Annotated in this window: 8 protein-coding genes; 4 read left to right on the top strand and 4 right to left on the bottom strand. The window is 70.3% G+C overall.

Annotation, left to right across the window (positions count from 1 at the left end; genetic code table 11):
* Nucleotides 1-166 precede the first annotated feature (166 nt).
* Nucleotides 167-1,879 carry an asparagine synthase B gene (asnB, locus tag ACT53R_RS05045; protein ID WP_476170761.1) on the top strand — a complete coding sequence of 571 codons (1,713 nt, stop codon included), beginning with the start codon at nt 167-169 and terminating at the stop codon, nt 1,877-1,879.
* A gap of 54 nt (nt 1,880-1,933) precedes the next feature.
* On the opposite strand, the gene ACT53R_RS05040 is transcribed toward asnB, so the two are convergent.
* The 4 genes from ACT53R_RS05040 to parC are packed head-to-tail and all read right to left on the bottom strand — an operon-like array spanning nt 1,934 to nt 8,076.
* Nucleotides 1,934-2,716 carry an SDR family NAD(P)-dependent oxidoreductase gene (locus ACT53R_RS05040; RefSeq protein ID WP_476170760.1) on the bottom strand — a complete coding sequence of 261 codons (783 nt, stop codon included), beginning with the start codon at nt 2,714-2,716 and terminating at the stop codon, nt 1,934-1,936.
* A 35-nt stretch (nt 2,717-2,751) separates the two neighbouring features.
* Nucleotides 2,752-5,130 (bottom strand): penicillin acylase family protein, encoded by a 2,379-nt coding sequence (locus ACT53R_RS05035; protein ID WP_476170759.1) that lies wholly within the window; start codon nt 5,128-5,130, stop codon nt 2,752-2,754.
* A 22-nt stretch (nt 5,131-5,152) separates the two neighbouring features.
* Complete coding sequence (locus tag ACT53R_RS05030) at nt 5,153-5,815, bottom strand: thiopurine S-methyltransferase (RefSeq protein WP_476170758.1); 663 nt, start codon at nt 5,813-5,815, stop codon at nt 5,153-5,155.
* Nucleotides 5,816-5,832: 17 nt separating this feature from the next.
* Nucleotides 5,833-8,076: a DNA topoisomerase IV subunit A gene (parC, locus tag ACT53R_RS05025; protein ID WP_476170757.1), complete on the bottom strand. Its 2,244-nt coding sequence runs from the start codon at nt 8,074-8,076 to the stop codon at nt 5,833-5,835.
* A 220-nt stretch (nt 8,077-8,296) separates the two neighbouring features.
* On the opposite strand from parC, the gene ACT53R_RS05020 reads away from it, so the two are divergent.
* The 3 genes from ACT53R_RS05020 to ACT53R_RS05010 all read left to right on the top strand — a co-directional run bounded on the left by ACT53R_RS05020 (nt 8,297) and on the right by ACT53R_RS05010 (nt 15,092).
* Nucleotides 8,297-9,307 carry a substrate-binding domain-containing protein gene (locus tag ACT53R_RS05020; RefSeq protein ID WP_476170756.1) on the top strand — a complete coding sequence of 337 codons (1,011 nt, stop codon included), beginning with the start codon at nt 8,297-8,299 and terminating at the stop codon, nt 9,305-9,307.
* A 257-nt stretch (nt 9,308-9,564) separates the two neighbouring features.
* On the top strand, nt 9,565-12,582 hold the full coding sequence (gene pgmB, locus ACT53R_RS05015; RefSeq protein WP_476170755.1) for a beta-phosphoglucomutase: 3,018 nt from the start codon (nt 9,565-9,567) through the stop codon (nt 12,580-12,582).
* 92 nt (nt 12,583-12,674) lie between these two features.
* The gene (locus ACT53R_RS05010) at nt 12,675-15,092 is read left to right on the top strand and encodes a TonB-dependent receptor (RefSeq protein ID WP_476170754.1); all 2,418 of its coding nucleotides are present in this window, start codon (nt 12,675-12,677) and stop codon (nt 15,090-15,092) included.
* The last annotated feature ends 89 nt before the right edge of the window (nt 15,093-15,181 follow it).

Here is a 15,181-nt window from a genome sequence, read left to right as displayed (position 1 = left end):
CAATCGCGCCAATAATCGCAATTCGAATAATTGCGACCACACCGTGCGCGCGAGGCGAACCGGCGACCAGGCATAAGTTCCAGCAACACCGCCCAGTCCCAGAAACCCGCGCCGGAAGCGCGGGTTTCGCGCTTCCGGGGTACCGACAACCCCAGGAGCCCTCCCCATGTGTTCGATTCTCGGTGTCTTCGACCTGCGCGCCGGCGCCGATCTCGGCCCGCTGCGCCCCCTCGCCCTGTCGCTGTCCGCGCGACAACGCCATCGCGGTCCCGACTGGTCCGGCGTGCACGTCGAGCCGCACGCGCTGCTGGTGCACGAGCGCCTGGCGATCGTCGATCCCGCCGGCGGCGCGCAGCCGCTGCTGTCGGAAGACGGTTCGCTCGTGCTGGCCGTGAACGGCGAGATCTACAACCACCGCCTGCTGGAAGGCGCACTCAAGCAGCCGTACGCGTTCCAGAGCGGTTCCGACTGCGAAGTGATCAACGCGCTCTACGCCGAATCGAAGGCGCGCAGCGGCGACGTCGGCGCGTGGATCGACCGCCTCAACGGCATCTTCGCCTTCGTGCTGTGGGACAGCGCGGCCGGGCGTTTCATCGTCGCCCGCGACCCGCTCGGCGTCTGCCCGCTGTACTGGGGCCACGATGCCGACGGCCGCGTCTGGGTGGCGTCGGAGATGAAGGCGCTTGTGCGCGTCTGCGACGACGTCGCGCAGTTCCCGCCGGGCCACTGGTACGACAGCGCCACCGGCAAACTGCATCGCTATCACGAGCGCGCCTGGCGCGACCATGCCGCCACCGACGGCGTGCAGGTTTCGCTGCGCGAACTGCGCGAAGCCTTCGAGGCCGCGGTGCATCGCCAGCTGATGAGCGACGTGCCGTACGGCGTGCTGCTGTCGGGCGGGCTGGATTCGTCGCTGGTCGCGGCCTGCGCCGCGCGCTTTGCCCGCAAGCGCGTGGAGGACGGCGACCAGACCGAGGCGTGGTGGCCGCGCCTGCACTCGTTCGCGATCGGCCTGAAAGGCTCGCCCGATCTCGCCGCCGCCGAGGTCGCGGCGAAGGCGCTGGGCACCGTGCACCACGGCTTCACCTACACCTTCGAGGAAGGGCTGGACGCGCTGCCCGAGGTGATCCGCCACATCGAGACCTACGACGTCACCACGATCCGCGCGTCGACGCCGATGTTCCTGCTGGCGCGGCGGATCAAGGCGATGGGGGTGAAGATGGTGCTCTCGGGCGAGGGCAGCGACGAGGTGTTCGGCGGCTATCTCTATTTCCACAAGGCGCCGGACGCGCGCGAGTTCCACGCCGAGACCATCCGCAAGCTCGACGCGCTCTACAACTACGATTGCCTGCGCGCCAACAAGTCGATGATGGCCTGGGGCGTGGAAGCGCGGGTGCCGTTCCTCGACACCGAATTCCTCGACGTGGCGATGCGCATGGACGCGGCGGCGAAGATGGTGCGCCCGGGCCCGGACGGCGGCCGGCCGATCGAGAAGGCGGTGCTGCGCGAGGCGTTCGAGGGCTACCTGCCGAAGGAAATCCTGTGGCGGCAGAAGGAACAGTTCAGCGATGGCGTCGGCTACGGCTGGATCGACGGCCTGAAGGCGCACGCCGAGGCGCAGGTGAGTGACGCCGATTTCGCCGCGGCCGAGCAGCGCTTCCCGATCAACCCGCCGCAGACCAAGGAAGCGTACTTCTACCGCCGGCTGTTCGAGGAACAGTTCCCGGGCAAGGCCTGCGCGGAGACGGTGCCGGGCGGCAAGTCGATCGCATGCTCGTCGCCGGCGGCGATCGCCTGGGACGCGGCATTCGCGAATGCGGCCGATCCGTCGGGTCGCGCGATCGCCGGCGTGCACCAGGCGGCGCTGGCGCCGGCCTGAGGTCGACGCTGCATCGAGGCCCGCGCCGGCGTTGCGCCGACGCCGGGCCGTGCCTCACACCGGTTTCGCGATCTTCGCGATGAGATGCGTGACCGTGTTTCGGGGCAGTACCCGGATTGCCCACGCCATGAAGCGGTTCCCGGCACCATGGATCGCGACCCGCTGGCCGCGATCCATTGCGCGCATCGCCTCGTCGGCGACATCGTCCGCACTGGCTTGCGCCCCCCGTTTCGCGAGCCCGGATGCATGCATGCCAGAACGATCGCGGAACCCGGTGTCGGTTGGACCGGGGCACAGCGCGGTCACGGTGATGCCGGTGCCGTCGAGCTCCTCGGCCAATGCCTCGCTGTACGACAGCACGTAGGCCTTGGTCGCGAAGTACACCGCCATGTACGGTCCGGGCTGGAATGCGGCGGTCGACGCGACGTTCACGATCCGCCCGCGGCGTGCAGCGAGCATGCCCGGCAGCAGCCGCTTGGTGAGTCGCGTGAGCGCGACGATGTTGAGATCGAGCATCGCCTGCTCGTCGTCGAGCGCGGTCTCGGCGTGCTTGCCGTAGAGACCGAAGCCGGCGTTGTTGATCAGGATCGTCGGCACGATGCCGGCCTCGGCCAGTTCGGCGGCGACGCGGTCGGCCGCGCCGGGTGCACCGAGGTCCAGCGCGATCGTGCGTGTTTCGATGCCGTGATCGCGCGCCAGCGTCGCTGCCAACGCATCGAGCTTGTCCGCGCTGCGCGCCACCAGCACCAGCGCGTGGCCGCGTGCCGCGAGGCGGCGGGCGATGGCGTCTCCGATGCCACCGGAAGCGCCGGTGACGACGGCCCAGGTCTTGTCCATATCGAATCCTTCCGAGTCCGTGTGTGCGGTGGATGTCAGCGCTTCGGCGCCGGCTCCAGCGTGAGCGTGTAGGCGGTCTTGCCGGGCAGGAACGGCGTCGGCCGGCCGTGCACCCAGTCTTCGTGGCCCGCGCCCCAGAACGGCGACAGCGGATGGCCGCTCTGGCCGCCGGGCATGTGGGTCAGGCCGTCGGCTTCGTGGCCGGGCGAGACGACCATGCGCTCGGACGCACCGAAATCCGGCCCGACCACGCGCGGCATGCCGCCGTCGCCGGGAATCTGGTCGCCCGGCATGCACAGCAGCGCCTTGCCGACCACCGGGATGGCCTTTGCCAGCGGGTGGCAGATCGTCGCGGTGTTGCGTTCGCCCCAGGTGCGCTGCGCGATCGGGCCCTGTGTCCCGAGTTCGTCGCGGACCTGCTTCGCGGCGTCTTCGAGCAGCGCGTCCCAGTTCGCGTACTTGCGCGACAGCAGGTGTGCCGGACGCTGCGTCACCAGCGGCCAGACCACGCCTTCGAGCTGCTGGAACGCCGGCATCTCGAACGCGTCGCCCAGCGCGGCGTGCGCCGGCGCGGTCAGGCCTTCGGCCACGCGTTCATGCACGGCGATACGCCACGCGCGGACCACGCGGTAACTCACCGAGTCGACGCTGGCGTGGCCTTCCCAGGTCTTCGCGGCGTCGGCCAGCGCCTGCAGAGCGGGCGTCTTCGCGCGCGCGGCGGTGTCTCCCAGCAGTTGGTGCCAGCCGGTGAGCAGCAGCGCGCGATCGTCGAGCTGGATCGCCATCAGGTCGCGTTCGGCGAATCGCTCCTTCGCGAACAGGCCGTCACGGATCTGCTTGGCGCGCGCGGCGAAGGCGTAGCCGCCGTCGCCCACCTGCGCCAGCGTCTCGCCGTCCTGGGTGCGGTTGTTCGCGCTCCACAGCCGGTGCGTCGGCGGATCGATCAGGCGCGGCGCGCGATCGGTGGCGACGCTCCACGGCGGGCAGGTCGCGGCCTGTTCGGCGTCGGTGCCGGGCAGCGCCGGCGCGCAGCCGGGCGCGCGCTGCGCGAGCGGACCGATCACGCGCCACGCGATGCGCCCGGTGCTGTCGCCCACGACGAAGTTCTGCGCCGGCACCGCGCTGCGGTCGGCGATGGCCAGCGCCTGGTCGACGTTGCCGGCCAGCGGCATGTCGGTGAGGCCGAAGCCCAGCGCGCCGGGCAGGTGCGCGTTCCAGCGCAGCGCGAACAGTTGGTCGCCCTCGCGATGCAGCACCGGACCCCACTCGGTTTCCTGCACCTCGAATTCCACCGGCGCGGCGCCGGCGACGCGGATGATCTCGGCATGCGAGGTCGGCTTCACGCAGGTCGAGGGATCGGCGTTCGCGCCGCCGCAGGCGGTGTGGATGCGCCAGTCGGCGCTGTCGATGTAGCCGTTGGTGAACGCCCACGCCACGTGCGTGTTGCTGCCGACCACCACTGCCGGCAGGCCGGGCAGGGTGAAGCCGGTGACGTCGACCTTGCCGCCGGGCGCGCGCGGATCGGGGTAGCGCAGGCGTGCGCGGAACCAGATGTTCGGCGCGCGCAGGCCGAGGTGCATGTCGTCGGCGACGATCGCGCGGCCGTCGGCGGTGAGCTGACCGGCGACAGCGAAGTTGTTGCTGCCCGGCACGATGTCATCCGAACCGATCGCGTGGCGCTCGGCCGGCGGCCCGGGCAGTTTGCGCAGGTCGACCTCGTCGGCCGTCGGCAGCGGCGCGTCGCCGCGCGGTGCGCCCACCAGCGGCGCGTCCCAGCGCGTGCCGTCGCGGGTCAGCAGCGCGTACAGCGCCGGCGGCAGGTGCGGCTTGATCCGCCACAGCGCCAGTTCGTGCGCGTCGCTCGCGTCCTGCAGGTCGAAATACATCGCGTAGCCGACCAGCGCCGCGTCCTCGGGCGTCCAGCGCTTCGGCTGCTGGCCGACCAGCAGGTACGGCCACGGCCGCGTCCGCAGCGCGGCGAGACCGGCATTGGCGCCGGCGGTGTAGGCGTCGAGCACTGCGTGCTTGCCGTCGGCCATCGCGGCGAGATTGGCCCGTACCCGCGCGCGGATGCGATGCACGCGCTGCGCCTTGTCCTTCTCGATCGCGATCGGCCCGAACAGCTCGGACAGCTCGCCCGCGGACACGCGGCGCATCAGGTCCATTTCGAAGTAGCGTTCCTGCGCGTGCACGTAGCCGAGCGCGCGCATGGCGTCGGCTTCGTTTGCGGCGTCGATGGTCACGGTGCCGTTGGCGTCGCGTTCGACCTTCACCGGGGCCGAGAGTCCGTCGAGCGCGAGGTCGCCGTCCAGCGTCGCCAGACTGCCGCGCAGCAGCCACCAGCCGGTGAGCGTGCCGATGACGATCAGCACGAGCAGGAGCGAGACGATGCGCTTGAGCCACTTGGTGATCATGTCGGTCCTTGCAGGGTCGGTGTCAGCGGGTGTGGCGGGCGAGGCGATACACGCACGTGTCGAGCGCGGTCACGCCTTCGTCGACGAAGCTTTGCTGCGTCGCGAGGATGTCGCGGCGTTCCAGCAGGTCGACGTTCCAGTGCGGGCTGAAGCGTTCGACGACTTCGGTCTCGGGCACCGAAAACGGCGGGCCGGCCTTTTCGTGCTGCGGGTATTCGAGCGTGATCAGCAGGCCGCGGCAGTGCGTCGGCAGACGCGGATACAGCTCGCCGACGTAGCGGGCGCGCAGTTCGGGCGGCAGCGCGATCAATGCCGCGCGGTCGTACACGGCGTCGCAGCGGGCCAGCAGTTCGGCGTCGAGGCCGAAGGCGTCGCCGAGGATCAGTTCGATGCCGCCGGCGCGATGGTGGCGGCCGTACCGCGTCTCGAAGACCTCGGGCACCAGCCCGTGTTCGGCGAAGAACTGTTCGACCGCGAGCGGCGACAGCTCCACGCCCAGCACGTCATGGCCCTGCGACGCGAACCACGCCATGTCCAGCGACTTGCCCGCGAGCGGCACGAACACGGTGCCGCCGGCCGGCGCGCCCACCGACGGCCAGTGCTTGCACAGCAGCGGCGTCGGCGTGTCCTGGTGGAAGCCGATCTGCCGGTCCTGCCAGCGCTGGAGCCAGAAATCCGGATGCATCGCGATGACTCCTTCCGTCACTCCACCGACAGCGCGTCGACCTTCTGCCAGCCGCGTGGCAGCAGGCCGCCGCGGCCGCCGCGGGCGCCGATGTACGGTTCCAGTTCCTTGAACGACAGCGACATCGTGCGCGCGCCGGATTTCACCGACAGCGTGCCGCCGGGCGGGACGACCGCGATCGCGACGACGCGCTCGGTGCCGCGCTTGGCCTTCGGGATCTCGATGATCTTGTTGCCTTTGCCCTTGTCGAGTTCCGGCAGCTCGGCGAGCGGGAACGCCAGCAGGTGGCCGGCGCTGGTGACGGCCACGATGCGGCCGGCGTCGCCGCCGGCGGCAGCGACCGGTGCCAGCACCGTCGAGCCCGGCGTGAGCGACAGCATCGCCTTGCCAGCCTTGTTGCGGCCGGTGAGGTTCTCGAACTTCGTGACGAAGCCGTAGCCGTGCGAGGACGCCAGCACGAAGCGGTCGTCGTTCGCGCCGGCGGCCATCGCCTGGAAGCCTGCGCCCGCCGGCGGCGAGAAGCGGCCGGTCAACGGCTCGCCGTTGCCGCGCGCCGAGGGCAGGGTGTGGATGGCGGTCGAATAACTGCGGCCGGTGGCATCGAGGAACGCCACCTGCTGCGTGCTGCGCCCGCGCACTGCGCAGAGCAGGCCGTCGCCATCGCGGTAGCCCAGCGCCGCCGGATCGATGTCGTGGCCCTTCGCCGCGCGGATCCAGCCCTTTTCGCTCAGCACGACGGTCATGGGTTCGCTGGCGACCAGTTCGGTCTCGTCGATCGCCTGCGCGGCCTCGCGGGACACCAATGGCGACATGCGCGCGTCGCCGAACTTCTTCGCGTCGGCGAGCAGTTCGTCCTTGATCAGCTTCTTCAGCTTGGCCTTGCTCTCGAGGATGCCGGCGATCTTCTCGCGCTCGGCTTCCAGTTCCGCCTGCTCGCCGCGGATCTTCATTTCCTCCAGGCGGGCGAGCTGCTTGAGCTTCGTTTCGAGGATGTACTCCGCCTGCTCCTCGCTGAGGCCGAAGCGTGCGATCAGTGCCGGCTTCGGTTCGTCCTCGGTGCGGATGATGCGGATCACTTCGTCGAGGTTGAGGAAGGCGACCAGCAGGCCGGCCAGCAGGTGGAGGCGGCGGTCGACCTTCTCCAGCCGATGCTTGAGCCGGCGCGTCACCGTGTCGGCGCGGAACGCCAGCCATTCCGACAGCAGCGCCTTCAGGTGCTTCACCTGCGGGCGTCCGTCGAGGCCGATCACGTTCATGTTGACGCGATAGCTCTTCTCCAGGTCGGTCGTGGCGAAGAGGTGGCCCATCAGCTGTTCGACGTCGACGCGATTGCTGCGCGGGATCAGCACGATGCGGGTCGGGTTGGCGTGGTCGGACTCGTCGCGCAGGTCCTCCAGCCACGGCAGCTTCTTCGCGCGCATCTGCTGCGCGATCTGCTCGATCACCTTGCTCGGGCTGACCTGGTACGGCAGTGCGGTGACGACGATGTTCGCCGCTTCCTTCAGGTAGGTGGCGCGGGCGCGCACGCTGCCGTTGCCGGTCTCGTACATCGCCAGCAGGTCGGCGGCGGGGGTGATGATCTCGGCGGTGGTCGGATAGTCCGGGCCGCGCACGTGCTCGCAGAGGTCGCGGGTGGTGGCGTCCGGGTCGTCGAGCAGGCGCACGCAGGCGCTGACCACTTCGTTGAGGTTGTGCGGCGGCACGTCGGTGGCCATGCCCACCGCGATGCCGGTCGTGCCATTGAGCAGCAGGTGCGGCAGCCGCGCCGGCAGCCAGGTGGGCTCTTCCAGCGTGCCGTCGAAGTTCGGGTCCCAGTCGACCGTGCCCTGGCCGAGTTCGCCCAGCAGCACCTCGGCGATCGGCGTCAGCCGCGATTCGGTGTAGCGCATCGCCGCGAACGACTTCGGGTCGTCGCTGGAGCCGAAGTTGCCCTGGCCGTCGATCAGCGGATAGCGGTACGAGAACGGCTGCGCCATCAGCACCAGCGCCTCGTAGCACGCGCTGTCGCCGTGCGGGTGGTACTTGCCGATCACGTCGCCGACGGTGCGCGCGGACTTCTTCGGCTTGGCGGCGGCGTTGAGGCCCAGCTCGCTCATCGAATAGACGATGCGCCGCTGCACCGGTTTCAGGCCATCGCCGATGAAGGGCAGGGCGCGGTCCAGGACCACGTACATCGAATAGTCGAGATAGGCGCGTTCGGCGTATTCGCGCAGCGGGATCTGTTCGAACCCGTGGAAGGCGGGGCGGAGCGTGTCGGACATCGTGGAGAGCGTGCGGGCAGCGGAGGAGGGGCTTGCGGGGCGGTTGCGTGCGGGGACGAACCAGCCCGGCATGGTAGCAGGGGGATGTGTCGCGTCCGCGCTCGCCTGCCGGGGGCGCTTCGGTTAACGTGCGTCACCCCTTCGCCCCGTCCCCCGCGAGGTCCCGCATGCCGACATCGCCCTTCGCCACGCGCCGCAGCGCCGTCCCGCGGGGCGGACGATGACCTCGCGATCCCGCGACAAGGGCGCGGCCGGCGGCGGCACGCCGACGATGGCCGACATCGCGGAGATCGCCGGGGTGTCGGCGATCACCGTTTCCCGCGCCCTGCGCGACAGCCCGCTGGTGAATGCCGAGACCCGGGCCCGCATCCGCGAAGTCGCGCAGGCGCAGGGCTACGCCTTCAACGTCAGCGCCCGCAACCTGCGCCTGCGTCGCAGCATGACCGTGGCGGTGGTGGTGGAGATGACGCCCAGCCCCGACCGGCAGATGTCCGGGCCGTATCCGCTGGACCTGCTCGGCGGCATCACCCAGGAACTCACGCCGCAGGGCTACAGCGTCCTGCTCACCGCCTTGCAGGCCGAGATGCCGCCGGCGGTGCTCGCCGCGGACGGTGTGATCCTGCTCGGCCAGGGTTCGCACGAGGCCGCGATGCACGCGGTGGGACAATGGGGCCGGCCGCTGGTGGTCTGGGGGGCGGTGAGCCGGCACGAATCGCATGTCGTCGTCGGCAGCGACAACGTCCGCGGCGGCGCGCTGGTGGCGGAACGCTTCCGGGCCCTGGGCCGACGCCACCCGGTGTTCCTGGGCGACGACGCGCATGGCGAATTCGCCGAGCGTTTCACGGGTTTCCGCGATGTCCTCGCGCAGGACGGCATCGTGCCGGAGATGGTCACGGTGCCGGCGTTCACGGTGACGGCCGGCGCGGCCGCCGCGGAAGCGCTGCTGCGCGACCGGCCGCAGACCGACGCGCTGTTCGCGGCCAGCGACCTGCTGGCGATCGGCGCGATCCGCGGCCTGCTCGCCAGCGGCCGCCGGGTGCCGGAGGACGTGTCGGTCATCGGCTACGACGACACCCCGCTGGGCGCCACCTACCTGCCGCCCCTGACCTCGGTCCACCAGAGTTTCGTCGAAGCCGGGGTGCTGCTCGCGCGCAAGGTGCGGGCGCTGATCGACGGCACGCCGGCCACGTCCGAGATGCTGCCGACGCATCTGGTGGTCCGCGACACCTGATCTCGCCCGCGACACCAGGGCGTCCCCGCCGCCGTTCGCGCGGGTTCCTGTTGCATTGCATCACGACGGACGCCGGGCAGGCGTCCGCGGATTGTGTCGTGTCGTCAATGAAAACAATGGCTTGAGATGAGGTTTGCGGCCGAGTGTCATGATCGGCTACGTCTTCACGTCGAGCTGACATCGATAACTTGACATCGATAACAATCGCTCCCAAGGTGCGCCCGTCCGCGATCGGCGGACGGGCGACCGGGAACGGCATGCGCGATCGGGATGGCGAAGCGGGGCAGGACGGGCAGGCGGCGACGGCCGGGATCGACCCGTGGCGGCTGCGGGTGGCCGGCGTCGATCCGGCCCGCGCCGCGCTCGACGCGACCCTGTTCGCGCTGGCCAATGGCTCGCTCGGCGTCCGTGGCGCGGCGGAGGAATCGGTCGACGGTGCCGGCGGCACGTTCCTGGCCGCGGTCCATGCGCAGTCGCCGATCCACCATCACGAGCGCCTGCCCGGATTCGCGCGCAGCACCGATACCCGCGTGCCGGTCGCCGACGGCACCCGCATCGAACTGTGGCTGGGCGACCGCTGGCTCGACCCGGCCGCCTGCGATGTCCTCGACGCCGAACGCACGCTCGACCTGCGCACCGGGCGGCTCGTGCGCACGCAGCGCCTGCGGACCGCCGCCGGCGAGATCCTGTCGATCCGCGCCGAGCGCGTGCTGCCGCTGGATGGTCCCGACGTCCTCGCGATCCGCTACGCGGTGGCGTCGGAGACCTATCGCGGCCCGCTGCGGCTGGTGTCGTGCCTGATTTCCGGCGGGCGAGCGGCCGCGCAGGGCGACGATCCGCGCATCGGTGCCGGCGGCGGCGCGGGGCTGCGCGATGTCGCGGGCGATGCCGACGCGCACGTCGCGTGGCGCGTGCAGAGCGGCCGGGATGGCGCGTTGTGCGTGCGCTGCGCGCAGCGGCATGCGCCCGGCGAAGGCCTGGCGTTCGTCGACGCGGGCGTCGAGCCCGGCCGCGTGTTCCAGACATTCGCGGCCGACGTCGTGCCGGGGACGGCCGTGGTGCTCGAAAAGTGCGTGGCCTACGCTTCCGGCGACGCCGATGATCCCCTGGCCGCACGGACGGACGTCGCGTTGCAACGCGCGCGCGCGCAGGGATTCGACGGCCTGGCCGCGCGCCAGGCCGCGGTGCTGGAGGCATTCTGGAACGGCGCCGATGCCGAGGTGGCCGATCATCCGGCGATCACGCAGGCGCTGCGCTTCAACCTGTTCCATCTGGTCCAGTCCGCGGGCCGCAGCGGCGTCGACGGCACCGCGGCCAAGGGCCTCACCGGCGAAGGCTACGAAGGCCATTGCTTCTGGGACACCGAAGCGTTCGTGCTGCCGGTGATGGCGTTCGTCGCGCCGGAGGTGGCGCGCGCGATGCTGGTCTGGCGGCACCGCACGCTGGACGCGGCCCGGGCGCATGCCCGCGAGATGAATCATCCGCGTGGTGCGCTGTATCCGTGGCGCACGATCGCCGGCGGCGAATGCTCCGCGCACTATCCCAGCGGCTCCGCGGCGTACCACATCAACGCCGCGGTGGCGTACGCGATCGGCCTGTACGTCGACGCCACCGACGATCTCGATTTCCTCGTCGATGCCGGCGCGGAGATGCTGTTCGAGACCGCGCGGGTCTGGCCGCAGATCGGCCATTTCGATCCGCGCCGCGACGACGCCTTCTGCCTGCACGAAGTCACCGGCCCCGACGAATACACCGCGCTGGTCGACAACAACCACTACACCAACCGGATGGCGCAACGGCACCTGTGGCGTGCCGCCGACGTCTGGGAACGGCTGCGCCGCGAGCGGCCGCAGGCGCACACCGCGCTGGCCGCACGGCTGGCGCTGGACGACGACGAGGTCGCGCTGTGGCGCCATGCGGCCGATGCGATGTGGCAGGGCATCGATGCGCGGCTCGGCATCTTCGCGCAGGACGACACCTTCCTCGACAAACCGCGCTGGCCGTTCGCGCGCAAGACCGACGGGCATCGACCGCTGCTGCTCGACTACCACCCGCTCACGCTGTATCGCCACCAGATCTGCAAGCAGGCCGACGTGGTGATGGCGCTGGCGATGGCCGGCGACGACGTGCCGCCGCTGCGGATGAAGCGCAGCTTCGACTACTACGAGGCGCTGACCACGCACGATTCGACGCTGTCGGCCTCGGTGCACGGCATCGTCGCCGCGGCGATCGGCGAGCCGCGGCGCGCGCTCGATTATTTCCTCGACTGCCTGCGCGTCGATCTCGACGACCTGCACGGCAACACCGGCCACGGCGTGCACATGGCGGCGATGGCCGGCAGCTGGCTCGCGCTGGCGCAGGGCTTCGGCGGGGTGCGCGTAGGCGACGGCGCCATCACCTTTTCGCCGCAATTGCTGCCGGGCTGGCCCGCGTACGCGTTCGCGCTGCGCTGGCGCGGGCGCACGTTGCAGGTGCGCGTGGACGGTGAGGGTGTCGACTACCGATTGATCGACGGCGAGCCGCTTTCGCTGTCGCACGACGGCATCGCCTTCACGCTCGCGACGGCGGCGCCCGTGCGCATGCCGCTGGCACCGCCCGCATCGCGCCGCGCGCCGGCGTTCCCGCATCGCTGCGAGGCATTGATCTTCGATCTCGACGGTGTGCTCACGGACACCGCGCGCATGCACTTCCTCGCGTGGAAGCGGATCGCCGACGAGACCGCCACGCCGTTCACCGCCGAGGACAACGAAGCGCTGAAGGGCGTCGATCGCATGGGTTCGCTGGAGCGCGTGCTGGCGCGCGCGCCGCGAACGTTCAACGACACCGAGAAGCAGGCGCTCGCCGAGCGCAAGAACGCGCATTACCTCGACGCGATCGAGGCGTTCGGCCCGCAGGATCTGTTTCCCGGTGCGCGCGACCTGCTGCTCGCGGCGCGAGCCCGCGGCCTGCGCATCGGCCTGGCCTCGGCCAGCCGCAACGCACCACGACTGCTCGAACGACTGGGCATCGCCGAGCTGTTCGACTACGTCGCCGACCCCGCGCGCGTGCTGCACGGCAAGCCCGATCCCGACCTCTTCCTCGACGCCGCACGCGGGCTCGGCGTCGCACCCGCGGCGTGCATCGGCATCGAGGACGCCTCTGCCGGCATCGACGCCATCCGCGCCGCCTGCATGCCGGCGATCGGCATCGGCGACCCGCTGCGGCTGGCGCGTGCGGATGTCGTGTTGCCGTCGATCGCCGATCTCGACCTCGATCGCTTCGTCCTGCCCCGCTGAACCAGTTCCGCTGAACCCCGGCGCACGCGGACCCAGAAACCGCGGCGCCATTCCAACGCCACACGCATCCAGACATCCCCGGAGGGAACACCATGCAGTCCAAGACCCCGATGCGCTACGCCCTGTCGATGGCCATCGCCGCGGCGCTCGCACCGACCCTGGCCGCCGCGCAGGACGCCGAGACACCGGCGAACGGCGACGGCACCGCCGCCGCGCAGGCGGCCGGCGAACTCGACACCATCGTCGTCAGCGGCAGCGCGAAGTTCCGCGGCCTGCGCAAGCGCGACGCGAGCTATTCGATCAGCACCGCGAACGAGGACGAAGTGCGCGAGGCGGCGCCGACCAGCACCGCCGACCTGCTGAAGATCGTGCCCGGCGTGTGGGCCGAATCCAGCGGCGGCGGCACCGGCGCCAACGTGTTCGTGCGCGGCATGCCGTCGGAAGGCGACGCGCCGTTCTTCACGCTGCAGCTCGACGGCTCGCCGATCTATCCGCCGCCGACGCTGTCGTTCCTGGAGAACACCACGCTGTTCCGCATCGACGACACCGTCGAACGCATGGAAGGTCTGCGCGGCGGTCCCAGCCCGATCTTCTCCAACGGCCAGCCGGGCGTGACCGTGAACTTCATCCAGAAGAAGGGCGGCGACACGCCGGCCGGCAGCGTGCGCGCGACGTTCGGCACCGACGACCTGCGCCGCATCGACGTCTTCCACGGCGGCCCGCTGGGCGAAGGCAGCGGCTGGTCGTACAGCATCGGCGGTTTCTGGCGCGAGACCGACGGCGTGCGCCACATCGGCTATCCGGCGGAGAAGGGCGGCCAGATCGTCGGCACGCTCACCCGCCGCTGGGACGACGGCGAGTTCACGCTGTACGGCCGCCGCACCGACGATCGCAACGCCTTCTACACCGCGATCCCGCTGCGATCGCGCAACAACGGCGGCGACATCTCCAGCTTCCCGGGCATCGACGCGACCAGCGGCACGCTGATCGGCGACGACTTCCGCCGCGTGACGCTGCCCACCGGCATCGGCAACGGCACCATGCGGCGCGACATGGCCGACGGCCGCGGCGTCGACATCACCGTGTTCGGTGGCGCGCTGGACTGGACCGTCGGTCGCTGGACGATCAGCGACCGCTTCAACGTGCTGTCCGGCGATGCGCCGACCAACGCGCTGTTCACCGGCGCCAACCCGCAGACGCTGTCGTCGTTCATCACCGACACCTACGGCGCCGGTGCGACCGGCACCGGCACGTTCGTCAACGGCGGCGGCACGGTGGCGCAGGACCAGCAGGTGCTGACCGCGGGCTGGTGGGTGGTCGACAAGCACCTGCGCTCGTTCACCAATGACCTGCGTTTCAGCATCGACCTGGGCGAGCGCAACGCGCTGACGTTCGGCACGTACTACGCGAAGTATTCGTCGAAGGATCGCTGGTGGCTGGGCAACAACATGCTGCTCACTGCCGAGAACAACGCCCGCCGCATCGACGTGGCGCTCGCCGATGGTCGCGTCGCGACACGGGAGGGCTTCGTCGGCACCTCGTTCTACAACATCCGCGGCGACTACGATGGCCGCAACACTGCGCTGTTCGTCGCCGACGAATGGAATCCCACCGACCGCCTGCGCTTCGACGCCGGCGTGCGCCACGAACGGCAGGTAGTGGACGGCACGGTGGTCGATCCGGTGTCGGTCGACCTCGACGGCGACCCGAACACGCTGTACGACAACGGCACGTCGGTGGCGACCACGCCGCGCTCGATCGATCGCAGCGACAGCCACACGTCGTGGACGGCGGGCGTGAATTTCAAGGTCAACGACGGCCTCAGCGTGTTCGGCCGGATCAACAGCGGCTTCAAGTTCCCCTCGTTCGACAACCTGCGCGACCGCGCGACGGAGACGCAGGAGATCGACCAGTACGAAGTCGGCCTGAAGGCCGGCGGCGACAGCTACGAGCTGTACCTCACCGCATTCTGGAACGACTTCACGGGCCTGCCGTTCCAGGCCTTCGACCAGGGTGGCAACAACATCGTGGTGATCGGTGACTCGCGCGCGAAGGGTCTTGAATTCGAGGGCGCGTGGCGGCCGCTGAGCGGCTTCGAGCTGGCCTGGAACACGACGTGGCTGGACGCGAACTACGGTCGCTTCGGCGCCTTCAGCGGCAACCAGGTGGTGCGCCAGCCGCGGTTCCGCGCGCGACTGACGCCGAGCTATTACTGGACGCTGCCGTGGGGCGACGCCAAGGTCTACACCACCGTCACCCGTGTCGGCGACCGCTACTCCGACCCGGCGAACGGCCAGGTGCTGCCGGCGTATACCACGTGGGATCTCGGCGCCAACATGCGCGTCGGCGACCACTGGGAGTTCGCGTTCACCGGCCGCAACGTCACCGACGAGATCGCGCTGACCGAAGGCAATGCCCGCGTCATCGGCAATGCCACCAGCGACGGTGTGTTCATGGGCCGCCCGATCGAGGGCGCGTCGTACCAGGTCTCCGCCGCGTACCGGTGGTGATCGCGGTGTCGCCCTCCGCCCCATCCCTCTCCAGGGGCGGAGGGCGATGCCCGATCGATGCGACCATGTCCGTTCCTGCCGTCCGGTGC

This window comes from Lysobacter sp. DMC104 (genome assembly GCF_056313665.1).
Note: the sequence above shows the minus strand (reverse complement) of the source record. Positions and strands in the feature narration are given on the sequence as shown.